This window comes from Amycolatopsis sp. cmx-8-4 (assembly GCF_046548675.1).
Classification (GTDB): Bacteria; Actinomycetota; Actinomycetes; order Mycobacteriales; family Pseudonocardiaceae; genus Amycolatopsis.
In genome coordinates, this window is the sequence record NZ_JAEBDZ010000004.1 from 115,051 (window position 1) to 134,819 (window position 19,769).

General features: G+C 70.0%; 21 protein-coding genes, 1 tRNA gene and 1 pseudogene. 13 read left to right on the forward strand and 10 right to left on the reverse strand.

Annotated elements, in window-relative coordinates; all coding sequences use genetic code 11:
• Positions 1-10: 10 nt before the first annotated feature.
• Both ACLJQZ_RS09470 and ACLJQZ_RS09475 read left to right on the forward strand, forming a co-directional pair.
• Positions 11-451 (forward strand): PaaI family thioesterase, encoded by a 441-nt coding sequence (locus ACLJQZ_RS09470; protein ID WP_410619654.1) that lies wholly within the window; start codon positions 11-13, stop codon positions 449-451.
• Between the two features lie 3 nt (positions 452-454).
• Positions 455-1,426 (forward strand): LysR family transcriptional regulator, encoded by a 972-nt coding sequence (locus ACLJQZ_RS09475; RefSeq protein WP_410619655.1) that lies wholly within the window; start codon positions 455-457, stop codon positions 1,424-1,426.
• Here the strand turns inward: ACLJQZ_RS09475 and ACLJQZ_RS09480 are convergent.
• Complete coding sequence (locus ACLJQZ_RS09480) at positions 1,392-2,204, reverse strand: alpha/beta hydrolase (RefSeq protein ID WP_410619656.1); 813 nt, start codon at positions 2,202-2,204, stop codon at positions 1,392-1,394. The two genes, ACLJQZ_RS09475 and ACLJQZ_RS09480, sit on opposite strands and share 35 nt — an antisense overlap.
• 538 nt (positions 2,205-2,742) lie before the next feature.
• Here ACLJQZ_RS09480 and ACLJQZ_RS09485 point away from each other — a divergent pair.
• The 5 genes from ACLJQZ_RS09485 (at position 2,743) to ACLJQZ_RS09505 (ending at position 7,572) form a co-directional block, all read left to right on the forward strand.
• A complete protein-coding gene (locus ACLJQZ_RS09485; protein ID WP_326951256.1) occupies positions 2,743-3,900 on the forward strand; it encodes a branched-chain amino acid ABC transporter substrate-binding protein in 1,158 nt (385 codons plus the stop codon).
• A 112-nt stretch (positions 3,901-4,012) separates the two neighbouring features.
• Positions 4,013-4,975, forward strand: a complete 963-nt coding sequence (locus ACLJQZ_RS09490; RefSeq protein WP_326951997.1) for a branched-chain amino acid ABC transporter permease — start codon at positions 4,013-4,015, stop codon at positions 4,973-4,975.
• On the forward strand, positions 4,972-6,099 hold the full coding sequence (locus tag ACLJQZ_RS09495; protein WP_326951258.1) for an ABC transporter permease subunit: 1,128 nt from the start codon (positions 4,972-4,974) through the stop codon (positions 6,097-6,099). The genes ACLJQZ_RS09490 and ACLJQZ_RS09495 overlap by 4 nt, the downstream gene beginning before the upstream one ends.
• A complete protein-coding gene (locus tag ACLJQZ_RS09500) occupies positions 6,096-6,869 on the forward strand; it encodes an ABC transporter ATP-binding protein (protein WP_247054223.1) in 774 nt (257 codons plus the stop codon). The genes ACLJQZ_RS09495 and ACLJQZ_RS09500 overlap by 4 nt, the downstream gene beginning before the upstream one ends.
• A complete protein-coding gene (locus ACLJQZ_RS09505; protein ID WP_247054225.1) occupies positions 6,859-7,572 on the forward strand; it encodes an ABC transporter ATP-binding protein in 714 nt (237 codons plus the stop codon). Before ACLJQZ_RS09500 ends, ACLJQZ_RS09505 begins: the two co-directional genes overlap by 11 nt.
• A gap of 41 nt (positions 7,573-7,613) precedes the next feature.
• On the opposite strand, the gene ACLJQZ_RS09510 is transcribed toward ACLJQZ_RS09505, so the two are convergent.
• Together ACLJQZ_RS09510 and ACLJQZ_RS09515 are read right to left on the reverse strand one after the other, a co-directional pair.
• The gene (locus ACLJQZ_RS09510) at positions 7,614-8,159 is read right to left on the reverse strand and encodes a DUF4352 domain-containing protein (protein WP_410619657.1); all 546 of its coding nucleotides are present in this window, start codon (positions 8,157-8,159) and stop codon (positions 7,614-7,616) included.
• Between the two features lie 33 nt (positions 8,160-8,192).
• Entirely contained in the window at positions 8,193-8,807 is a 615-nt protein-coding gene (locus ACLJQZ_RS09515; RefSeq protein WP_247054229.1) for an ANTAR domain-containing response regulator, read from the reverse strand.
• Positions 8,808-8,981: 174 nt separating this feature from the next.
• Here ACLJQZ_RS09515 and ACLJQZ_RS09520 point away from each other — a divergent pair.
• A tRNA-Leu gene (locus ACLJQZ_RS09520) sits at positions 8,982-9,055 on the forward strand.
• A 128-nt stretch (positions 9,056-9,183) separates the two neighbouring features.
• Here the strand turns inward: ACLJQZ_RS09520 and ACLJQZ_RS09525 are convergent.
• The 4 genes and pseudogenes from ACLJQZ_RS09525 to ACLJQZ_RS09540 all read right to left on the reverse strand — a co-directional run bounded on the left by ACLJQZ_RS09525 (position 9,184) and on the right by ACLJQZ_RS09540 (position 11,202).
• Positions 9,184-9,324 carry a hypothetical protein gene (locus tag ACLJQZ_RS09525; protein WP_410619658.1) on the reverse strand — a complete coding sequence of 47 codons (141 nt, stop codon included), beginning with the start codon at positions 9,322-9,324 and terminating at the stop codon, positions 9,184-9,186.
• 83 nt (positions 9,325-9,407) lie between these two features.
• Positions 9,408-10,658: pseudogene (locus tag ACLJQZ_RS09530) on the reverse strand (class F sortase); the annotation flags it as partial.
• Positions 10,553-10,813, reverse strand: a complete 261-nt coding sequence (locus ACLJQZ_RS09535; protein WP_410619659.1) for a ferritin-like domain-containing protein — start codon at positions 10,811-10,813, stop codon at positions 10,553-10,555. The pseudogene ACLJQZ_RS09530 and the gene ACLJQZ_RS09535, both read right to left, overlap by 106 nt.
• A gap of 11 nt (positions 10,814-10,824) precedes the next feature.
• Positions 10,825-11,202, reverse strand: a complete 378-nt coding sequence (locus ACLJQZ_RS09540) for a ferritin-like domain-containing protein (RefSeq protein ID WP_410619660.1) — start codon at positions 11,200-11,202, stop codon at positions 10,825-10,827.
• Positions 11,203-11,276: 74 nt separating this feature from the next.
• On the opposite strand from ACLJQZ_RS09540, the gene ACLJQZ_RS09545 reads away from it, so the two are divergent.
• A complete protein-coding gene (locus ACLJQZ_RS09545) occupies positions 11,277-12,293 on the forward strand; it encodes a HoxN/HupN/NixA family nickel/cobalt transporter (RefSeq protein ID WP_410619661.1) in 1,017 nt (338 codons plus the stop codon).
• A gap of 40 nt (positions 12,294-12,333) precedes the next feature.
• Here ACLJQZ_RS09545 and ACLJQZ_RS09550 read toward each other — a convergent pair whose 3' ends face one another.
• Both ACLJQZ_RS09550 and ACLJQZ_RS09555 read right to left on the reverse strand, forming a co-directional pair.
• On the reverse strand, positions 12,334-13,002 hold the full coding sequence (locus tag ACLJQZ_RS09550; protein WP_410619662.1) for a fasciclin domain-containing protein: 669 nt from the start codon (positions 13,000-13,002) through the stop codon (positions 12,334-12,336).
• Between the two features lie 110 nt (positions 13,003-13,112).
• Complete coding sequence (locus ACLJQZ_RS09555; RefSeq protein WP_410619663.1) at positions 13,113-14,696, reverse strand: molybdopterin-dependent oxidoreductase; 1,584 nt, start codon at positions 14,694-14,696, stop codon at positions 13,113-13,115.
• Between the two features lie 198 nt (positions 14,697-14,894).
• Between ACLJQZ_RS09555 and sigK the strand changes: the two genes are divergently transcribed.
• The 3 genes from sigK (at position 14,895) to ACLJQZ_RS09570 (ending at position 18,137) form a co-directional block, all read left to right on the forward strand.
• Entirely contained in the window at positions 14,895-15,512 is a 618-nt protein-coding gene (sigK, locus tag ACLJQZ_RS09560; RefSeq protein ID WP_410619664.1) for an ECF RNA polymerase sigma factor SigK, read from the forward strand.
• On the forward strand, positions 15,509-16,201 hold the full coding sequence (locus ACLJQZ_RS09565; protein WP_410619665.1) for an anti-sigma factor domain-containing protein: 693 nt from the start codon (positions 15,509-15,511) through the stop codon (positions 16,199-16,201). The genes sigK and ACLJQZ_RS09565 overlap by 4 nt, the downstream gene beginning before the upstream one ends.
• Positions 16,202-16,334: 133 nt before the next feature.
• A complete protein-coding gene (locus ACLJQZ_RS09570; RefSeq protein WP_410619666.1) occupies positions 16,335-18,137 on the forward strand; it encodes a GAF domain-containing SpoIIE family protein phosphatase in 1,803 nt (600 codons plus the stop codon).
• Positions 18,138-18,157: 20 nt separating this feature from the next.
• On the opposite strand, the gene ACLJQZ_RS09575 is transcribed toward ACLJQZ_RS09570, so the two are convergent.
• The gene (locus ACLJQZ_RS09575; protein ID WP_410619667.1) at positions 18,158-18,466 is read right to left on the reverse strand and encodes a hypothetical protein; all 309 of its coding nucleotides are present in this window, start codon (positions 18,464-18,466) and stop codon (positions 18,158-18,160) included.
• A gap of 515 nt (positions 18,467-18,981) precedes the next feature.
• Here ACLJQZ_RS09575 and ACLJQZ_RS09580 point away from each other — a divergent pair.
• A complete protein-coding gene (locus ACLJQZ_RS09580; RefSeq protein WP_410619668.1) occupies positions 18,982-19,653 on the forward strand; it encodes a fasciclin domain-containing protein in 672 nt (223 codons plus the stop codon).
• Positions 19,654-19,769: the final 116 nt, after the last annotated feature.

Genomic DNA, 19,769 nt, shown 5'->3' on the forward strand with positions numbered 1-19,769 from the left:
GGAGCAGTGAGTGACGGAACGTCCCGCCCCCATCGACGTGGACCGGTTGGCGGGCATCGACCCGGCGGCGGCCGACCAGCAGCTGAACGACAAGGTCGGGATGCAGCTCATCGAGGTGACGCCCGAGCGGGTGGTCGGCACGATCCCGGTCAAGGGCAACCTTCAGCCCTACGGCCTGCTGCACGGCGGCGCCAACGCCGTGCTCGCCGAGGCGCTGGGCTCCACGGTTGCCGCGCTGAACGCCGGCCCCGGCCGCGCCGCGATGGGGCTCGAGCTGTCCTGCACCCACCACCGGGCCGTCCGCTCGGGCAAGGTCACCGGGGTGGCGACGCCGCTGCACGTCGGCCGCGGCACCATCACCGCCGAGATCGTCCTGACCGACGACGAGGGCCGCCGCACCTGCACCGCCCGGCTCACCTGCGTCGTCCGGGACGCACCCCCGGGCTCCTGAGCCGTGGACCTCGACATCGCCCAGGTGCGGGCGTTCACCGTCACCGCGGAGCTGCGGCACTTCGGCCGCGCCGCGCAGACGCTGTTCCTCACGCAGCAGGCGCTGTCGAAGCGGGTCCGGAAGCTCGAAGACGCCCTGGCGGTGCCGCTGTTCCTGCGCACCAACCGGTCGGTCGAGCTGACCGCCGACGGCGAGCGGTTCCTGCCGCACGCGCTCGAGCTGCTGCGGGTGGCCGACGCCGCCGTCGCCGCGATGGGCGCCGACGACCGGCCGCTGCGCCTGGACGTCGTCGACTTCCGGCTCGCCCCGATGTTCCTGCTGCGCCGGCTCGCCGAGCGCGACCCGGCGCTGCGGATCGACCGGGTCGCCGGCGGCGGGTTCGCGCACGCCGTCGAGCCGCTGCTGTCCGGGGAGCTGGACGTCGCGGTCGGCCGGGTCACCGGGTTCGGCAAGCCCCTGCCGGACGAGCTGGAGCACCGGCCGATCCGGCTGGAACCGCTGGTCGCGCTGCTCGCCCCGGAACACCCGCTGGCCGTGCTGGACGTGCTGCCCCTCGACGAGCTGCGCGCCGACGGGATCTGGCTGCCGGGGCACGGCGGGGCCGCCGAATGGCAGTCGTACGTGGCCGAGCTGTGCGGGACGTTCGGCGTGCCGATCGACGACTCCGGCGTCAGCTACGACCTGCGGCACACCCTCGAGCAGACGCGCTACGGCAAGCGGCGCGTCACCCTCGCCGGGGCGGACATGGAGCTGGCGCCCGACCTCGACCTGAAGGTGCTGCCGTTCGAGCCGTCGCCGCTGTTCCCGTGGTCGCTGGTCTGGCGGCGCGGGAAGGCGCGCCCGGCGCTGCGGCGGCTGCTGACGCTGGCCTGGCGCACCGGCCGCGAAGAGGACTGGTGCGCCTACGACCCGGACCGCGCCTGGCTGCCGGAGGGCGACCTCAGCGTCGCAACCGCGGACCGAACCACGCGCTGAACGCCGCGTCGACCCGGGCCGCGTCCGCGGTCTGCGGTGCGGCGTCGAGCCCCGGTGCCTCGGCGAACGTGTGGCCCATCCCGTCGATCGTCACCAGCTCGGCCCGGTCGCCGAGGCGCTTCCGCAGGGCCGCGGCGGGCTCGCGGACCGCGATGTCGTCGGCCGACCCGGCCACGATCAGCAGCGGCGCCGAGAGCTCGGCCGCCCGGCTGACGTAGTCGTGGTGCGTGGCGACCGCGTGGGACCGCGCGCTCCACGGATAGGTGACGTCGTAGAGCCGTTCGTTGCGCCCGATGACCGGCGCCAGCTGGACGACCGGGCTGACGACCGCACCGGCGGCGACGTCGGCGTCTCCCCGGGCGAGCACCTCCAGCGCCACCAGCGAGCCGGCCGAGCCGCCGAAGACGCCGAGCGGGCCGTCGGCGCCGGGCAGCCAGTCGCGCAGTGCGGCGAGCGCTGCAGGGAACTCCCCCGCGGCCTGGTCGGTCACCGGCCCGAAGACGTTGAGGACGGCGTCCTCGCTCGCCAGCCGGAAGAGCTCGGCGGGCCCGCCTCCGGGCAGCCGCGCCCCGGTGAGCGGGAGCCCGAAGTACACCCGCCAGGCCTGCAGTCCCGCCATCGGCAGCGCCGCCGCCAGCGCGCGCTCGCTCGCGGGCGGCTCCATCAGGTGCCAGCCGGCCAGCAGCGCCGCCGGCGCGGCCGGGTCCGCCGGCGGCAACGCCACGAACGGCACCCCCGCCGCGACTCCTTCGACGACTTCGAGCTCCGCGATCCGCATCTGTTCTCCCTTGTTCTCCTGGTCTGCTCCCAGCGAACCGCGGGACGCCCGCGCGGGTCCAACAGCCTTTCCGGCGTCGACGACAACCGGTGGTTGTGACAAGAGTTCCCAGGCGGGAAGCCTTTCGGGCAGACCTGGGGCGGGGGCGGTTCACCGGGCCGGGCGAACCGGACGTAAGGTGCATCCGGCGACGGCGCCCGGCCCACGTGGGGGAACGGCGGATCGCCCGGGAAACCGGCCACGCACCGGCCCGGGAAATGGGCGACGACATACCGCGGAAACACGGCTGTCATCCATTCGTCCGGTGGACGTGGATAGTTGACTTCTCTGCGTGACCAGCACGACCTTGAAGCGAAACGTTGTTCGGCTTTTCGTGCAATTCGTGTCGGTTGCGATCGTCACGATGTGGACACAGAGTAGTGAGGCCGCCTGTGCACATGACGGGCGAGAGGGATATCTTCCTGCCCTAACCTAGCCCCTGTGTCGGGGGCAACGCCTACCGGCGGTGGTTGGTCATGGGAGGTAGTCGGTGTCAGGAGTGCGTTTTGGACGGGTCCTCGCCCTCGCGGCGGCGACGTCGCTTGCGCTGGCGGGCTGTGCCGGCGGCAGCAGCTCGTCGGGCAGCGGTGACGGCAGCACGCTGAAGATCGGGTTCATGGGCGACCTGACCGGGGAGAACTCCGGGATCGTGATCCCGCCCAACAACGGCGCGAAGCTCGCGATCGACGAGTACAACGCCACGAATCCTTCGGTGAAGCTCGAGCTGAAGAACTACGACAGCCAGGGCAAGCCGGAGCAGGCCACCTCGCTGGTGCAGACCGCGATCGGCACGGACAAGATCACCGCGCTGATCGGCCCGGCCTTCTCCGGTGAGTCGAAGGCCGTCGGCGGCGTCCTCGAGCAGGGCAAGGTCCCGAGCGTGTCGCCGTCGGCGACCAACCCGGGTCTCGCCGCGAACGGCTGGAAGTACTGGCACCGCGTCGTCGCGAACGACAACGACCAGGGCCCCGGTATCGCGAACTTCCTCATCACGGCGAAGTCGCCGAAGAACGCGTACGTCCTCTCGGACGACCAGGAGTACAGCGTCGGCCTGGCCGACGCGTTCGAGAAGACCTTCAAGGACAAGGGCATCACGACCGAGCGCGACAAGTTCGCCAAGGACGCGTCGGACTACTCCTCGACCGTCCAGAAGGTCAAGGCCGCCAACCCGGACGTCATCACCTACGGCGGTTACTACGCCCAGGCCGGCCGGCTGCTCAAGCAGCTCCGCGACGGTGGCGTGAAAGCCGTCTTCGCCACGGGTGACGGTTCGCTCGACCCGCAGCTGGTCTCCGGCGCGGGTGCCGCGGCCGCCGAAGGCGCCGTCGTCGGCTGCCCCTGCAACATCCCCGACGCGGGTGCCCCGGGCAACGACTTCGCCACCAAGTACAAGGCGAAGTTCAACGTCGACCCGGCGATCTACGCGACCGAGGGCTACGACGCCGCGACCGCCATCATCAACGCGGTCAAGGCGGGCAACACCACCGGCGAGAAGATCAACGACTTCCTGAAGACCGAGGACTTCAAGGGCGCGTCGAAGCAGATCAAGTTCAAGGACAACGGCGAGCCGCAGACCAACGCGATCTACGTGTACCAGGTCGTGGGCGGGGTCATCAAGAACCTCGGCGCCTCGACCGAAGCCAAGATCACCGGCTGACGGAGCAGTAGAAACACCTAACGGGAGCGGGGGCGTTGTGGTCGGCCACAGCACCCCCGCTCTCCGCCAATGTGGCGACCATCCTCGCCCCGTCAGGTAAGGCAACTACGTCATGTTCCAAGATCTGCAGAGCCAGTTTCTGGGCAGCACCATCGGCGGCCTGGTAGCCGGCTCCATCTACGCGCTCATCGCCCTGGGCTACACGATGGTCTACGGCGTGCTGCGGCTGATCAACTTCGCGCACTCCGAAATCTTCATGATCGGGACGATGACGTCCCTGTTCATCCTCATCACGATCGCGCCGGCGGCGCCGTTCACGATCTTCTCGATGATCGGCATCCTGGTCCTGCTCATCGTCGTCTCGGCGCTCGTGTCGGGCGGTTCGGCGATCGTGCTGGAGCAGGTCGCCTACCGGCCGCTGCGCAAGAAGGGCGCGACCCGCCTCGCTGCCCTGATCTCGGCCATCGGCGCGTCGCTGTTCCTGCAGGAGCTGTTCGCGCTCATCGTCATCCCGGACGTCTTCGGCAAGTCCGGCCGCGTGCAGCAGTCCGCGCCCCGGTTCATCCCGCACGAGGAACTGTTCCGCATCGGCAACGGCGTCGTGCGCACCGACCACGTCTTCGTCATCATCGGCGCGGTCATCGTGATGGTCGTGCTCGACCAGCTGGTGCGCCGCACCCGGATCGGCCGCGGTATCCGCGCCACGGCGCAGGACCCCGAGGCCGCCGTCCTGATGGGCGTGAGCATCGACCGGATCGTCCGCATCACCTTCCTGCTCGGCGGGGCCATGGCCGGCGTCGCCGCCGCCCTGTTCGTCATGGAATACGAGAACACCGACTACCGCATCGGGTTCCTGCTCGGCATCAAGGCGTTCACCGCCGCCGTGCTCGGCGGTATCGGCAACCTGCGCGGCGCCCTGCTGGGCGGGATCGTGCTGGGCCTGGTCGAGAACTGGAGCTCCATCTTCCTGGGCTCGGCCTGGAAGGACGTCACCGCTTTCGTGATCCTGGTGCTCGTGCTCATGTTCCGGCCCACCGGCATTCTCGGTGAATCGCTGCAGCGGGCACGCGTATGAAAGGCGACGAAGTGGTAGACGGAAACGAATCGCCGGCCCGCCGGGGGTTCCACCCGATCGACGGCACCCGGGACTGGTGGGCCGACGCGCCCCAGTGGCAGCGCTACGGCGTCTACCTGCTGGTGATCGTGTTCGCGTTGATCCTGCCCGCGCCGTGGATCGGCTCGTTCATGTCCCCGGACTCGGACTGGACGACGGTCCTGATCTTCCCGATCGGGACGTACATCCTGCTGGCGGTCGGCCTCAACATCGTGGTCGGCCACGCCGGCATGCTGGACCTCGGGTACGTCGCGTTCTTCGCGATCGGCGCCTACACGTGGGCGGCGATCGGCACGAAGTACGGCTGGTCGTTCTGGCCCACGGTGGTGCTCGGCATCTTCCTGGCCTCGGTGTCCGGCGTCATCCTCGGCGCCCCGACACTACGGCTACGGGGTGACTATCTGGCCATCGTCACCCTGGGCTTCGGTGAGATCGTCCGGATCACCGCGAACAACACCGACGCCATCGGCGGCGCGCGCGGCATCACGAACGTCCCGCACCCGGAGCCGCTGTTCGGCATGGAGTTCTTCCTCGACCCGGCGCCGTACTACTACCTGATGCTGTTCGCGATCGTGCTCGTCGTCGTCTTCTCGATCCGGCTCAACAAGAGCCGCGTCGGGCGGGCGTGGGCGGCGATCCGCGAGGACGAGGACGCGGCCGAGCTGATGGGCGTGCCGACGTTCAAGTTCAAGCTGCTCGCCTTCGCCATCGGCGCCATGATCGGTGGCTTCGCCGGCACGATCTACGCGAGCAAGGCGGTCTTCGTCGAGCCGAACAACTTCCCGTTCATCCTGTCCGCGACCATCCTGGCCGCGGTCGTGCTGGGCGGGGCGGGCAACCTGCCGGGCGTCATCCTCGGCGCGTTCGTCGTCGCGTGGCTGCCCGAGCGGTTCCGGGACTTCGCCGACTACCGCATCTTCGTCTTCGGCGCCGTGCTGGTGCTGATGATGGCGCTGCGGCCGGAGGGCATCCTGCCGTCCCGGCAGCGGAAGGCCGAACTACGGGAAGGAACCGGCGGCATGGGCGCGATGGGTGCCGAAGTGGCCGGCCCCGACTCCGAGGCGTCGGCGGAGGTGACCAAGTGAGCCCCTTGCTCGAGTTCGACAACGTGACCATGCGGTTCGGCGGCGTCACCGCCCTGCGCGAGGTCAACATCAGCATCAACGAGGGCGAGATCTTCGCCCTCATCGGCCCGAACGGCGCCGGCAAGACCACGGTGTTCAACGTGGTGACCGGCGTCTACTCGCCGACCGAGGGTGAGGTCCGCTTCGACGGCGACCGCATCGACGGCATGAAGCGGTTCAAGGTCGCCAAGCGCGGCGTCGCCCGGACGTTCCAGAACATCCGGCTGTTCCACAACATGTCGGCGCTGGAGAACGTCATGGTGGGCGCGGACGCGCACCACAAGACGGGTGCCATCGGCGCGGTGCTCGGCCTGCCGACGCACCGCAAGGAAGAGAAGCACGGCCGGGACCGGGCTCGTGAGCTGCTCGACTTCGTCGGCATCGGCCGGGTCGAGCACCACGTCGCGAAGAACCTCTCCTACGGCGATCAGCGCCGGCTGGAGATCGCGCGGGCGCTCGCCACGGACCCGAAGCTGCTGCTGCTCGACGAACCGGCCGCGGGCATGAACCCGGCGGAGAAGATCGCCCTGCAGGAGCTGATCCGCAAGATCCGGGACGACGGCCGCACCGTGCTGCTGATCGAGCACGACATGGGCCTGGTCATGCACATCAGCGACCGGCTGGCCGTGCTCGACTTCGGCCAGAAGATCGCAGAAGGGCTGCCGCACGAGGTGCAGAACAACCAGAAGGTGATCGAGGCGTATCTGGGGGTGTCCGAAGATGCTTCTTGAGGTCGAGGACATCAACGTCCACTACGGGAAGATCGCCGCCCTCAAGGGCATGAGCATCCAGGTCGACGAGGGCGAGATCGTCTCCCTCATCGGCGCCAACGGCGCCGGCAAGACCACGACGCTCAAGACGATCTCCGGCCTCCGCCCGCTGACCAGCGGCCGGATCGTGTTCAACGGCCAGGACATCTCGAAGACCCCGGGGCACAAGCGCGTGCTGCTCGGGATCGGACAGTCACCGGAAGGCCGGGGCGTGTTCCCCGGCATGACGGTGCAGGAGAACCTCCTGATGGGTGCCTACACCCGCAAGGACGAGCTCCAGGGCGACCTCGACGAGGTCTACGAGCTGTTCCCCCGGCTCAACGAGCGCAAGACGCAGTTCGGCGGCACGATGTCGGGCGGCGAGCAGCAGATGATCGCCATCGGCCGCGCGCTGATGACGAAGCCCAAGGTGCTGTTGCTCGACGAGCCGTCGATGGGCCTGGCGCCGATGCTGATCGCGCAGATCTTCGACATCATCCGCGAGATCAACAAGCGCGGCACCACGGTGCTGCTGGTCGAGCAGAACGCCCAGCAGGCGCTGAAGCTGTCGGACCGCGCGTACGTGCTCGAGACGGGCCGTGTGGTCCAGAGCGCCCGCGGGGCCGACCTGCTGAACGACCCGAAGGTGCGGGCCGCCTACCTCGGTGGCGACCTCGGCGTCTGAGAGTGTTTTTGAGGGGCCCGGCTTCGTGCCGGGCCCCTTTCTCACAGCTTGATATCGGTGCCGTTGACGTTCTTCATGTCGGTGATGGTGGGGCCGCCGAAGGCCCTGACGCTCATCGGCTTCCGGTCCTTCGGGATGTCCCAGTAGAGGTCGAACTCGACGCGCACGCTGTGCCCGAGGTCGAACTGGGCGGGCTGGCGCTTGATCAGCATGGCCTGCTCGTCCGGCGGGTGGGTGGCGCCCTGGTCGTCGACGAGCAGCTGGCGCATCGTGTCGAACAGGACGCTCGAGGTGCCGGTGTTGGTCACGACGAGCCGCAGCCGCACGTACTGGCCCTTGGCGGGCATTTCGGTGTGGCTGCCGGTGATGCTGGGCAGCCCCGCTGCGAAGCCGATCAGGTCGAATTCGGTGTCGCCGTTCTTCGCGGGCGGCACCTTGAGCGCGGTCTCGTCCGGCCGCACCTGACGCGGCGGCAGCTCATAGGTCGTCGGCGCGGGGGCGCTCGGCTCGGCGGCGGTGCAGCCCGCCGTCAGTCCCAGCACCAGCACCAGTCCCAGGACGACGAAGGCCGGCAGGCGGAGTTTCACTCACGTGATTCTGCCTGCCGGCCGCCGTCGTTTCTAGGTCCCGATGCTCTCCACGACCGCCTCGGCGACGGCCTTCATCGTGGTCCGGCGGTCCATTGCGGTGCGCTGGATCCACCGGAAGGCATCCGGCTCGGTCAAGCCCTGCCGGCTCATCAGCAGGCCCTTGGCGCGGTCGATGACCTTCCGCGTCTCGAGCCGGTCGGTGAGGCCGGCGACCTCCGCTTCGAGGGCCTGCAGCTCGGAGAACCGGCTGACGGCGAGCTCGATGGCCGGCACGAGGTCACGCTTCGCGAACGGCTTGACGAGGTAGGCCATGGTGCCCGCGTCCCGCGCCCGTTCGACGAGGTCACGCTGGCTGAAGGCGGTCAGGATCACGACGGGCGCGATCCGATCGCCGGTGATCTTCGACGCGGCCTCGATGCCGTCGAGCTTGGGCATCTTGACGTCGAGGATCACGAGGTCGGGCTTGAGATCGGTGGCCAGCGCGATGGCCTGTTCGCCATCCCCTGCCTCACCGACGACCTCGTAACCCTCTTCACGCAGCATTTCGACGAGGTCCAGCCGGATGAGCGCCTCGTCCTCCGCAACGAGCACCCGACGCTGCGGCACGGTGGCGGCACCGTTGGCCTCGGTAGCCTGATCGGTCACCGGGGTCCTCCTGAAGACTCGGCGGAACGTTCGGTTTCGCGGCGTTCCGCGAAGCCTGAAGCCTACCGGGAACGATCCAGTTCAAGAGATGGCGTTCACCACGTAGTGGCCAGCACGACACCCCGCCCCCGACCACGGCCCGCGTGCGGTGATCCCGTAGAGTCACCATGCCACGCCCCCGTAGCCCAACTGGCAGAGGCAACGGATTCAAAACCCGTCCAGTGTGAGTTCGAATCTCACCGGGGGCACCCGCGAGCACCAGCAGAAAACGGCCCCTGACCAGGCACTATCTGGACAGGGGCCGCACTTGTCTGGTCCGGGGCTGTCCGGCCGTCTACGGCCCTCCACCCCCCATGCGCCCTCCAGCTGCCGGGCGTCAGCTCTCCCAGTCGAGAGAGATGCGGTCGTGGGACGCCGACTCCGGACCGGCGATGACCTTGGCGTAGGTCTGGTCCAACACCGCAACGGAGTGCCCGGCCCACTCCGCGCCCTCCCCCGCGGCCAGCCAGTTGGACACAGGCGTGCCGGAGGTCCTTGTTGTCGGAAGCGCTTCTTTGCGCAGCCGGTGGTCTGCTCAGCTCGTGCCCGTGGGTGTGCGTAGGCGACGATGGTGTCCAGGTAGCTGCGCGCCGCTCGGTCGAATTCGCCGCCGCAGGTGACCAGGCGTAGGCCTGCGTACTCGACCGCGCGGTAGACGTCCTCGGCCGGGAATCGGCTCTTCGGGTACTGCCGCAGGGCGTCGACCGTGACCGTTGCCGTTTTGCCGTCGCTGCGGCGGACGTGGATCTCTGCCCCTGGCGTGAGTTTGGACAGCCGGTAGAACACGGCCGGGCCGCGGTAGGAGTCGATGTGGCCCAAGATGACCGATGCGCCCGCCTCGCCCGGGGTCGGGCCGTAGTCGTACCACCCGGCTCTGCTGAAGTCCTTGGGCGACTCGACGGTCCGGTCGGGGTTGAGGCCCAGTGACAACAGCGAACTGTCCACGCCGATGCTGGGTACCTGGATCGAGACCGGTGTCGATCGGGGCAACGGCACCGTCGGGCGGGGGTCCGAACGGCCGGTGGGCGGCGGGGACTTCGTGGTCGGTGCGGGGATGCTGCCGGCCGCGGCGACGGGGTCCGGGCCGGGCTTGTGGGTGACGCCGGCCCAGACCAGGCCGCCGCCGGTCAGGGCCAGCACCACCGCGAGCGCTGGCAGGAGCGCGCGCCGGCGGGCGTCGACGCGACGCCCGCCGGGCTCAGGAACCTGGTCAGCCATGGGTTTCTTCGTCGTCGCCGGGACGGCGATGGCGACTGACGGCGACCGCCGCCGCGCCGGCGACCAGGACCGCTCCGGTGGCCGTGAGGGCGACGCCGGTCTTGTCGTCGCTCGCACCGCCCGCCCCATCGCCGGCGCGCCCTTCGGCACGGTCGGCGCGGCGACCAGGAACGGCGCGACGGCGGCGAGCACGGTGGCCTTGTCCTTCGGGGTCTCGGTGTTGCCCATGAAGACCCCGCCCTTGGCGGGCAGGCCGAGCAGGTTCCCGACGACCGCCGCGTGCCGGGCTTCGACACCGAAGATGCCCGCCGCGGCCTGCAGGATGGTCTTGTCCTTGACGAAGCCGGCCGCACCGAGGTAGGCGCCGACGCCGACGTTCTCGAAGGTGTGGCTGGCCGTCAGGAAGCTCATGCGGTTGTCGAACGCGGCCCCGAAGTTCACCATCGGTGCTTCGACCGGGGTCCCGCCCAGCTTCTTGATCGTCGCGGTCAGGGTCGTGACGTGCGACTCCTCGTCGGACTGGATCTGCTTGAGGTAGTCGGCTTCCGCCCCTTCGAGGGAGACGGCCTGTTGCCCTGGACGTAGAACGCCGATTCCAGGTACTCCAGCGTCAACGCGTAGTTGAGGACGTCGAGGTCGCTCCCGAAGTCGCCGGCCTGGGCCAGCGCCCAGCGGTTGTTGAGCGCGCCGAGTGCCAGCTGGGGCGAGACGTCGGTGGCCTGCCCGTGGATGAGATCACGCCTGTTCATGAGTGCTTTCCTTACGAGGTCGGGAAGTCAGGAGAGGAACGGCTTGACGATGGCGAGGACTTCGTCCTTCGGCCGACTTCTTCGAAGGTGGACGCCGCTTTCAGGAAACCCGCTTTGTCCTTGAACGTCTCGTCCGGGTACTTGATCACCGGCTTCGCGACCGGAGTGCCGCCGAGCTGCTTGATCAGCGCCGTGACCGCCGTGACGTGCGCGCTCTCGTGGTCGGCGATCTCGGTGATCAGCTCGAGCTCACGGCCGCTGACGGGCTTCTTCGCCAGCCCCATGGTGTAGAAGTCCGACTCCAGGTACTCGAGTGTCAACGCGTAATTGAGGATCTCGAGGTCGCCCGCGTCACCGGCGGCGGGCGCGGCGATCGCCGAGGTCACCACCGACCCAGGCCGTCCGCGACCAGTGTCGCGCCGACCCCGACCAGACCCGCCATCCGGAGGAAGGCCCGGCGGTCGTGCTCGGCCTGGTCGTCGCACCACGTCACTACGCACTCGGGACGTCCGGGGTGTTCGGCCTGGGACTGGGGGTCACGGCGTTCACGCTCGGCATGCGGCACGCGTTCGACGCCGACCACATCGCCGCGATCGACAACACCACCCGCAAACTGATCGCCGACGGGAAACGGCCGTTGTCGGTCGGTTTCTGGTTTTCCCTCGGCCATTCGACCGTCGTTTTCCTGCTGTGCCTGCTGCTCTCACTCGGGGTTCGCGCGCTCGCCGGCCAGGTGGGCGACGACGGATCCGCCCTGCACCGGACGACCGGCCTGATCGGCACGTCGGTCTCCGGCGTGTTCCTGTACGTGATCGCGATCCTGAACCTCGTGGTGCTGGGCGGGATCCTCCGCGTCTTCCGCGGCATGCGACGCGGCGACTTCGACGAGGCGGAGCTGGAGCGGCAGCTGAACAAGAGGGGGTTCCTGAACCGGATCCTCGGTGGCGTCACCAAAGCGGTGCGCAAGCCGTGGCACAGCTACCCCGTGGGTGTCCTCTTCGGACTCGGCTTCGACACGGCCACCGAGATCGGCCTGCTGGTGCTCGCCGCGGGCGCGGCCGCGTTTTCGCTTCCCTGGTACGCGATCCTGGTGCTGCCGGTGCTGTTCGCCGCCGGCATGACCCTGTTCGACGCCATCGACGGGTGCTTCATGAACTTCGCTTACGCCTGGGCGTTCGCGCGGCCCGTCCGCAAGATCTTCTACAACCTCGTGATCACGGCGCTCTCGGTGGCGGTCGCCCTGATCGTCGGCACGATCGAGCTGCTGTCCCTGCTCGTGGACAAGCTGGGCATCACCGGCCCGGTCGCCGTCGTCGCCCACGTGGATCTCGACCACATCGGCTTCCTGATCGTCGGGCTCTTCGTCGTCACGTGGCTGGTTGCCCTGGCCGTCTGGCACTTCGGCCGCATCGAAGAGAAGTGGAGCCCGCCCGCTTCCCCAGTGCTGCCGTCGAACGCGAAAAACCGGTCGTCGCCGTAGCCATGAAGAAATCGGCTACGGCGACGACCGGGTGAAGAGCTTACTTGTTGGTGCCCGGGGTCAGCACCTTGTCGATGACGAAGACGGTGGCGTTCTTGGTGGGGATGTTGCCGCAGAGGATCTTCGCGCCGTTGACGGTCATGTTGTCCCCGGTGCCTTCGATCTTCAGCGGCCCACCGGCGGTGTTGAGGCTGTCGAGGGTGCCGGCGGCGGCGAGGCCCTTGGCGTCGTAACGCTTGCCGACGACGTGGTACTGCAGGATCGGCGACAGCTCGGCCGGCTTCCCTGCGAGTTCGTTGAACTTGGCGTCACCCAGCGCGGCGAAGGCCGGGTCGGCGGGGGCGAACACGGTGATGGCGGGGGCGCTGTTGAGGGTGTCGACCAGGTTGGTGGCCTTGACCGCGGCGACCAGCTTGGTCAGCAGCGGGTTGGTCGAGGCGGCGGAGGCGACGGGCTGCGGGCCCATGGAGTCCAGTGAGCCGGGTGCGGAGCCCTGGGGCAGCTGGGAGCAGGCGGGGCCGAAGACGTCGGCGTTGGTGGTCATGCCGTCGGCGGCGGCGGCCGCACTGGTCGAGGGGGCGGCCATCGAGGACGACGGGGCCGGGGCGCTGGAACTGCCCGACGACGCGGTGTCGCTGCCGCTGCACGCAGTCAGGGTGAGCGCGGCGGCCGCCGTCAGACCGATTCCGGCAATACGAAGCTTGCTCATGAATTCACTCCAGAGGATTACGCGGTGGAAACGGAAATTCAGCGGTTTCCGTCTTGTTGCTGGTGATTCGGAACCCCCGGGGAACCGGATTGGTTTCGGGGAAGTTTTTCTCAGGCGGCCGTGAACGTGACGTTGTGCCAGCCGGTCGCGCCGTCGGGAACGGTGCCCGCGCGCATGTCGGTCTGGGTGTAGCCGGACTTGTCGGTGGCGCGGCAGAACACCTGGTGCACCCCGGCGGGCAGGTCGACCTCGGTCCACCACATCCGCCAGGTGTTGAGGTTGACCTCCTGCGACAGCATCGTTTCCTGCCACGGGCCCTGGTCCACACGCACCTCGACCTTCTCGATCCCGGTGTGCTGGGCCCACGCCACTCCCGCGACGCGCGTCTTTCCCTTGGGGACGCTGGCGAAACCGCGGTGCGAGTCGAACCGCGACTCCGTCTTGATCGGCGCTTCCTTGCTCCAGCCCCGCTTCAGCCAGTACGCCTGACGCGCGGCCCACGTCGTGACCTCGATGTCCACGACCCACTTCGTCGCCGACACGTAGCCGAACAGGCCGGGCGTGACCAGCCGGGCGGGGAAACCGTGTTCCAGCGGGAGCGGCTCGCCGTTCATGCCGATGGCGAGCATCGCGCCGCGGCCGCGGTCCTGGGCCGCCGCGACGGGCGTGCCCGACGTCCAGCCGTCGACGCTGGTGCAGAACAGCTGCTCGGCACCGGGTTTCACGCCGGCTTCCTGCAGCAGGTCGGCCAGGTCGACGCCGATGAAGTTCGACGTCGACACGTAGTCGCCGCCGACCTCGTTGGACACGCACGTCATGGTGACGGTGCGCTCGACCAGCGGCCGGTTGCGGATGTCGTTGTAGCTGTAGCGGATTTCGCGGCCGACCATGCCGTGCAGCCGCAGGCTCCAGTCCTCGGTCCGCACCTGCGGCACCGACAACGCCGTGTCCACGCGGTAGAACTTGTCGTTGGGCGTCAAGAACGGCGGCGTGCCCAGCTTGGCGAAGTCGGCGTCCGCCGGGATCATCGGCGCCGTCCGCGCCGGGACGAGCTTGCCGACCGCCTCCCGGGACGCGGTGGCGTCGCGGGACGAGCTGATCAGCTGCCCGCCGAGACCGGCCGCGCCGGCGCCCACGACGACACCCGCGCCGCCGATCAGGAACCGCCGCCGGGACGTGCCGGTCTTCTCGTCCGTCTCCGGGTCGCGCCACACGCGCGGCGCGATCCGGTTCAGGATAAGGAAAACCGCGACGCCGGCGATCAGGCTGGCGACCGGGGCCAGCAGCGCGACCGCGCTCAGGTCCGGGCGCTGGTAGACAGCGAACGCGCCGACCAGGCCGAACACGGCGATGAGCACGGTGCCCGGCACCGGCGACCGTCGCGAAAGGACACCCGCGAGCGCGGCGACTCCCACCATGACCACGGCCATGCTGCCCAGCAGCACGAGCTTGTCGTAGGTGCCGAACGTGCGGACGGCGAAGTCCTTCAGCTCGATCGGCGTGAGGTCGATGGCGCCGTTGCCCACCGCCAGGTAGGGCGAGGCGTTGATGCTGATGAACCCCGCGACCAGGTGTCCGACCGCCAGTGCGGCGGCCAGGGCGAGGACGCCGGTGAAAGCGGCCGCGAAAAACCGCAGCCGCGTCTTCCCCGGTGGTGCGGGTGTCTCGGGGCGAGCCAGTTCCGTTGCGGTCATACCCGGCGTTCGGCTCTGCCCCGCCCAGCGTATTGGTGCCGTGACCTTCCCGACACCCGCGATCACCCGAAAGGGGCGCCCGCAGCTCAGCTGGAACAACGACCAATACGCACCGGGGTCGACCTCGAACATCTGAAGACAGGCCGCTCGCAGTGATCCACTGCGTCACAGGCTCGGCTCCGGCCGGGAAGGATTTTCATGGCCGCCGCCGCACGCGCCACCACCGTAACCCTCCTCCATCGACCTACCGGCACCCACCCGGACAACGCGCCCGCCACGCCCGAAGAGCTCCTCCGGCGATCCGCGCTGGGCGACGAGCAGGCTTTCGCGCTGCTCTACGACCAGCTCGCGAGCCCGGTCTTCGGCACCGTGATGCAGGTCCTGCGCAGCCGCGCGCAGTCCGAAGAGGTCACCCAAGAGGTGCTGCTCGAAATCTGGCGCAAGGCCGCCCAGTTCGACTCCGCGCGGGCGAAGGTCAGCACGTGGGCGCTGACGATCGCCCACCGCCGGGCGATCGACCGGGTCCGCTCCGAGCAGTCCGCCCGCAACCGGCAGGAACGATCCGACCTGCTCGACATGCGACGCCCGTACGACGACGTCGCCGAGTCGACGATGTCCACTGTGGACCGCGACCTGGTCCGGCAGGCGCTGGGCGTGCTCACCGATCTGCAGCGGGAATCGATCCTGCTCGCGTATTTCCACGGACTCACCTGCCGGGAGGTCGCCGAAAAGCTCGGCGTCGCGATCGGCACCGTCAAAACCCGCATGCGCGACGGCATGATCCGCCTGCGGGACGCGTTGGGAGCGACTCGATGACCACCGCCGAAGCCCACACCCTCACCGGTGCGTACGTCCTCGACGCCGTCACCGACCTCGAACGCGCCGCCTTCGACCGCCACCTGGCCGAGTGCGGGACCTGCGCCGCGGAAGTCCGTGAGCTCCGGGAGACCGCCGCGCGCCTCGGTGCCGCGATGACCGCCGTCCCCGGCAACGGTCTGCGCAGCCGGGTGCTGACCGCGGTCGCCGAGACCCGGCAGCTCCCGCCCCGGGTGGCACCCGCCGCCGCGCGCCGGACGTGGCGCAAGCGCGCCACGATCGTCACCGCGTCGATCGCGGCCGCCGCCGCGATCCTGGTCGGCGGCGTCGGCATCGGCCTGTCGCAGACCGGCACCACACCGGTTCCGGTCGCCGGCTCCGCCCAGGTCCAGAACGCCTCGGACGCGGTCACCGTCCGGGCCGGCGCGGCCACCGCGACCCTCTCGCGGTCGCTCGGCCGGGTCGTCGTGACCGCGTCGGGGCTGCCCGCGCTCGACGCCGGGCACGCCTATCAGGTCTGGCTGATCGGCCCCCGCGGTCCGCAGTCCGCCGGTCTGCTGCCGGCGGGCGACCGGACGCTCGGCGCGGTCCTGCCGGGCGACACCGACCGGGTCGCCATCACCACGGAGCCCGCCGCGGGCTCGCCGCAGCCGACCACCGCCGCCGTGGCGAGGCTCCCGCTGGCCTGACCGGACCCGTCACCACCGTGACGCGGCGGAGCGGGGTACCGCGATCCGGTGCCCCGCTCGCCCGGTCCACCCGGGCCCACCACTTACGCTGTGCTGGTGCTCCGGACCGCCCGGAGACGGGGAGGCGAGCCCGGTGCCGGACGGCAGACCCGACCTGGTCCTCTGCGACCCGGGGCGGACGGGCGCGTTGCACGACAGCGGGCTCTCGGCCCGCGCGGACAGCGCGATGGACCGGTTCGCCGCCATGGTCCGGGTGCAGCTGCGGGTCCCGGTGGCGCTGGTGTCCCTGGTCGAGCCGGACCGCCAGGTCTTCCCCGGCATGCAGGGGCTCCCCGAGCCGTGGGCCACCGCCCGCCACACCCCGCTCAGCCACTCGTTCTGCCAGCACGTCGTCATCACCGGGGAACCGCTCGTGCTCACCGACGCCCGCACCGTGGAGCTGACCAGCGACAACCTGGCCATCCCCGACCTCGGCGTCGTCGCCTACGCGGGCATACCGCTGACCGACACCGACGGCCACGTGCTCGGCTCGCTGTGCGCGATCGACACCCGGCCGCGGACCTGGACCGACGACGAGATCGCCACCCTGACGGACCTGGCGACGATGTGCGCCACCGAGATCCGCCTGCGCCTGGCCACCCGGCAGGGCAAGCGCGACCGCGACCGCCGGGACGAGCTGGCCACCCAGCTCGACCGCGCCCACGCCCGCAACGAGATCCTGCTCAGCGCCGCACAGGCGCTGGCCGGGAGCCGGACGCTGGAGCAGATCCGCCACGAGATCAGCTGGTTCGTCTCCGCCGAGCACCGGCCGACCTACATCGGGCTGGTCGTCGCCGAGCCCGGCGGGATGCTGCGCCGGGTGCCCGAGCCGGGCCGCCCGGCCCTCGCCGACACCGAGGTCGGCGTCTTCCGGGCCGACGCCGCCCTGGCCACGGCGAAGGCGTTCCGCGAACGACGGCTGCTGTGTTACGAGGACCCGGCGGCGATCGACGCGGAGTTCCCCGACGCCGTCGGCCGGCTCTACCGCGACCTGCGCCTGCACGCGACGGCCTGCGCGCCGCTCGTCGGCAGCCGGGACGTCCTCGGCGTCCTCACCCTCGGCTGGGACCGGCCGCACACGCTCGACAGCGCCGAGCGCGTCGTGATCACCACCCTGGCCACCTACACCGCCCAGGCGCTCGAACGCGTCCGCCAGCTCGAGCGGCGGATCAGCGTGGCCCGCGAGCTGCAGGAAGCCATGCTCACGGACCTGCCGTCGGTGCCCGGCCTGCGGCTCGCGGCCCGCTACCGGCCGTCCGAGGTCGACGAAGCCGTCGGCGGCGACTGGTACGACGCCGTCCCCGTCCCCGGCGCGCCCGCCCTGGCCGTGACGGTCGGCGACATCACCGGCCACGACGTCCACGCCTCCACGCTGATGGGGCAGGTCCGCAGCATGATGCGCCAAACCGCGTGGAACCTGCCCGAAGCCGGGCCCGCCGCGACTGTCGAAGCCCTGGAAACGGCCCTGATCGGGCTGGGTATCCCGGCGAGCGGCACGCTCCTGCACGCGCACCTGAGCCCGCGCCCGGACGGCTCCGGCCGCTGGGAGCTGACGAGCACCAACGCCGGCCACCCGCCCCCGGTCCTGGTCCACGCCGACGGCCGCACGGAGCTGCTGACCGAGCACGACGCGCTCTTCAGCCACCTCGGCTTCCGGACCCGGGACCGCACGGACCAGCGGCGGACCCTGGAGCCGGGCGACCTGGTCTTCCTCTACACCGACGGGCTCATCGAACGCCGCGGCGAAGACCTCGACCAGGCCATCGACCGCCTCCGCACGCTGCTCTCCCGGCTCGCCGGGCAGCCGCCGGAGGCCGTGGCCGACGCCGCGCTGGCGCACATGGTGGAGCCCGGCGGGCACGAGGACGACGTCGTCCTGCTGGCGATCGGCACCTGACAGCCGCACCGTGCCCGCTGCTAGCGGGTCAACACGCCCCAGAGGGTGACCTTGTACCCCGTCGGACAGTCCCGCTCGGACCACAGCGCCGGCGAGTACCGCACGAACGGGCCGGCGTAGGCCAGCCCGTCGGTGCACTTGATGTAGGACGCGTACGTGGTCCCAGGGCCGCTCGTGCACGTGACCGTCGAGTACGTGGCGCCGATCCCGCCGGACCGGGCGGGACGGACGGGACCGGCTTCCGTGCCCGCCGATGCCGTGCCCGCACCCGCCAGTGCCGCGGAGCCGATCAACGCGGCCACCGTCATGAGCTTCGCGATAGTGATCACTTCGTATGCCTCCCTCGTCGGGAGCCGGGTCGTACCGCACGCGGGTACTCCGGGCTCAGATCACCACCTACACACGCGGCCGGCGGGACCGGTTGACGGCAGTGAGCCACTGGCACCCATTCGGAGTAGCCGAGTCCGGCGGATGGCGACCACGGCTCCAGGGCGTCAGTGCCACCAGGTCACCGGCGGCGAAGACGCCGTCCAGGTTCGCGCAGGAGCTGCGGCCCTGGATGATTGTTGTCGCCGACGACGCCGGTGATCGACGGGCGCAGAGCGGATCTGCGGAGATCCCGGCGAGCACCGTCCACACCGGACGCCGTGGTCTCGGCGGCGTGCGTTCCGGAAGCACTTCTGTTCACCTGATCGGGTTAATCGTGCGGCCGGACCCGTCCGCCGCCGCGGTGGCCGCGAATCCCAGTACGACGAACCGCCGAACGTTCCGGCGGTCGTGCCGGACCACCGGTACCAGGTAGTCCACAGTGGACTGCTTCAGCCGCTCAATAGGAGTGATCTTTGTGACCAAGCTTCGTGTCGCCGGCATCGGCCTCGCCGCGGTTGCCGCCCTGACCCTGACCGCGTGTGGCAGCAGCGACACCGCGTCCTCGGGCAGCTCCAGCGCCCCGGCCCCGTCGTCCTCGATGGCCGCCCCCTCGACCAGCGCGGCCGCCGCCGCCGACGGCATGACCACCAACGCCGACGTCTTCGGCCCCGCCTGCTCCCAGCTGCCCCAGGGCTCCGCGCCCGGCTCGCTGGACTCGATGGGCCCGCAGCCGGTCGCGTCGGCGGCGTCGACGAACCCGCTGCTGACCAAGCTGGTCGCCGCGGTCAAGGCCACCAACCTGGTCGACACCCTCAACAGCGCCCCCGCCATCACCGTGTTCGCCCCCGCCGACCCCGCCTTCGCCGCGCTGGGTGACGCCAAGTTCAACGAACTCGCCGGGAAGCCGGCCGAGCTGTCGCCGATCCTGCAGTACCACGTCGTCGGCAAGCGTTACGACGCCAAGGGCCTCGCGTCCGCCGGTTCGCTCGACTCGCTGAACGCCGCGGGTGGCCCGCTGAAGATCGAGGGCACCGGGGACAACATGACCGTCAACGGCGCGAAGATCCTCTGCGGCAACATCCCCACCAAGAACGCCACCGTCTTCGTCATCGACAAGGTCCTCACCCCCGGCACCAACAAGCAGTAAGCACTTCCGGGCCTCCACTACCTCCCTTGCGGGTGGCCCGGTGACAACGACCGCCGCAGCCCGGTGATGACCGGAGCTGCGGCGGTCGCGTTGTGCGCGCTGGAGAAGCGCGCACG

Excerpts from the sequence above, each read along its gene's own strand:
- ACLJQZ_RS09505 (WP_247054225.1), top strand. The coding sequence starts at position 6,859 with ATGCTTCTTGAGGTCGAGGACATCAACGTCCACTACGGGAAGATCGCC.
- ACLJQZ_RS09490 (WP_326951997.1), top strand. The coding sequence starts at position 4,013 with ATGTTCCAAGATCTGCAGAGCCAGTTTCTGGGCAGCACCATCGGCGGC.
- ACLJQZ_RS09555 (WP_410619663.1), bottom strand. The coding sequence starts at position 14,696 with ATGACCGCAACGGAACTGGCTCGCCCCGAGACACCCGCACCACCGGGG.
- sigK (WP_410619664.1), top strand. The coding sequence starts at position 14,895 with ATGGCCGCCGCCGCACGCGCCACCACCGTAACCCTCCTCCATCGACCT.
- ACLJQZ_RS09495 (WP_326951258.1), top strand. The coding sequence starts at position 4,972 with ATGAAAGGCGACGAAGTGGTAGACGGAAACGAATCGCCGGCCCGCCGG.
- ACLJQZ_RS09565 (WP_410619665.1), top strand. The coding sequence starts at position 15,509 with ATGACCACCGCCGAAGCCCACACCCTCACCGGTGCGTACGTCCTCGAC.
- ACLJQZ_RS09535 (WP_410619659.1), bottom strand. The coding sequence starts at position 10,813 with ATGAACAGGCGTGATCTCATCCACGGGCAGGCCACCGACGTCTCGCCC.
- ACLJQZ_RS09550 (WP_410619662.1), bottom strand. The coding sequence starts at position 13,002 with ATGAGCAAGCTTCGTATTGCCGGAATCGGTCTGACGGCGGCCGCCGCG.
- ACLJQZ_RS09480 (WP_410619656.1), bottom strand. The coding sequence starts at position 2,204 with ATGCGGATCGCGGAGCTCGAAGTCGTCGAAGGAGTCGCGGCGGGGGTG.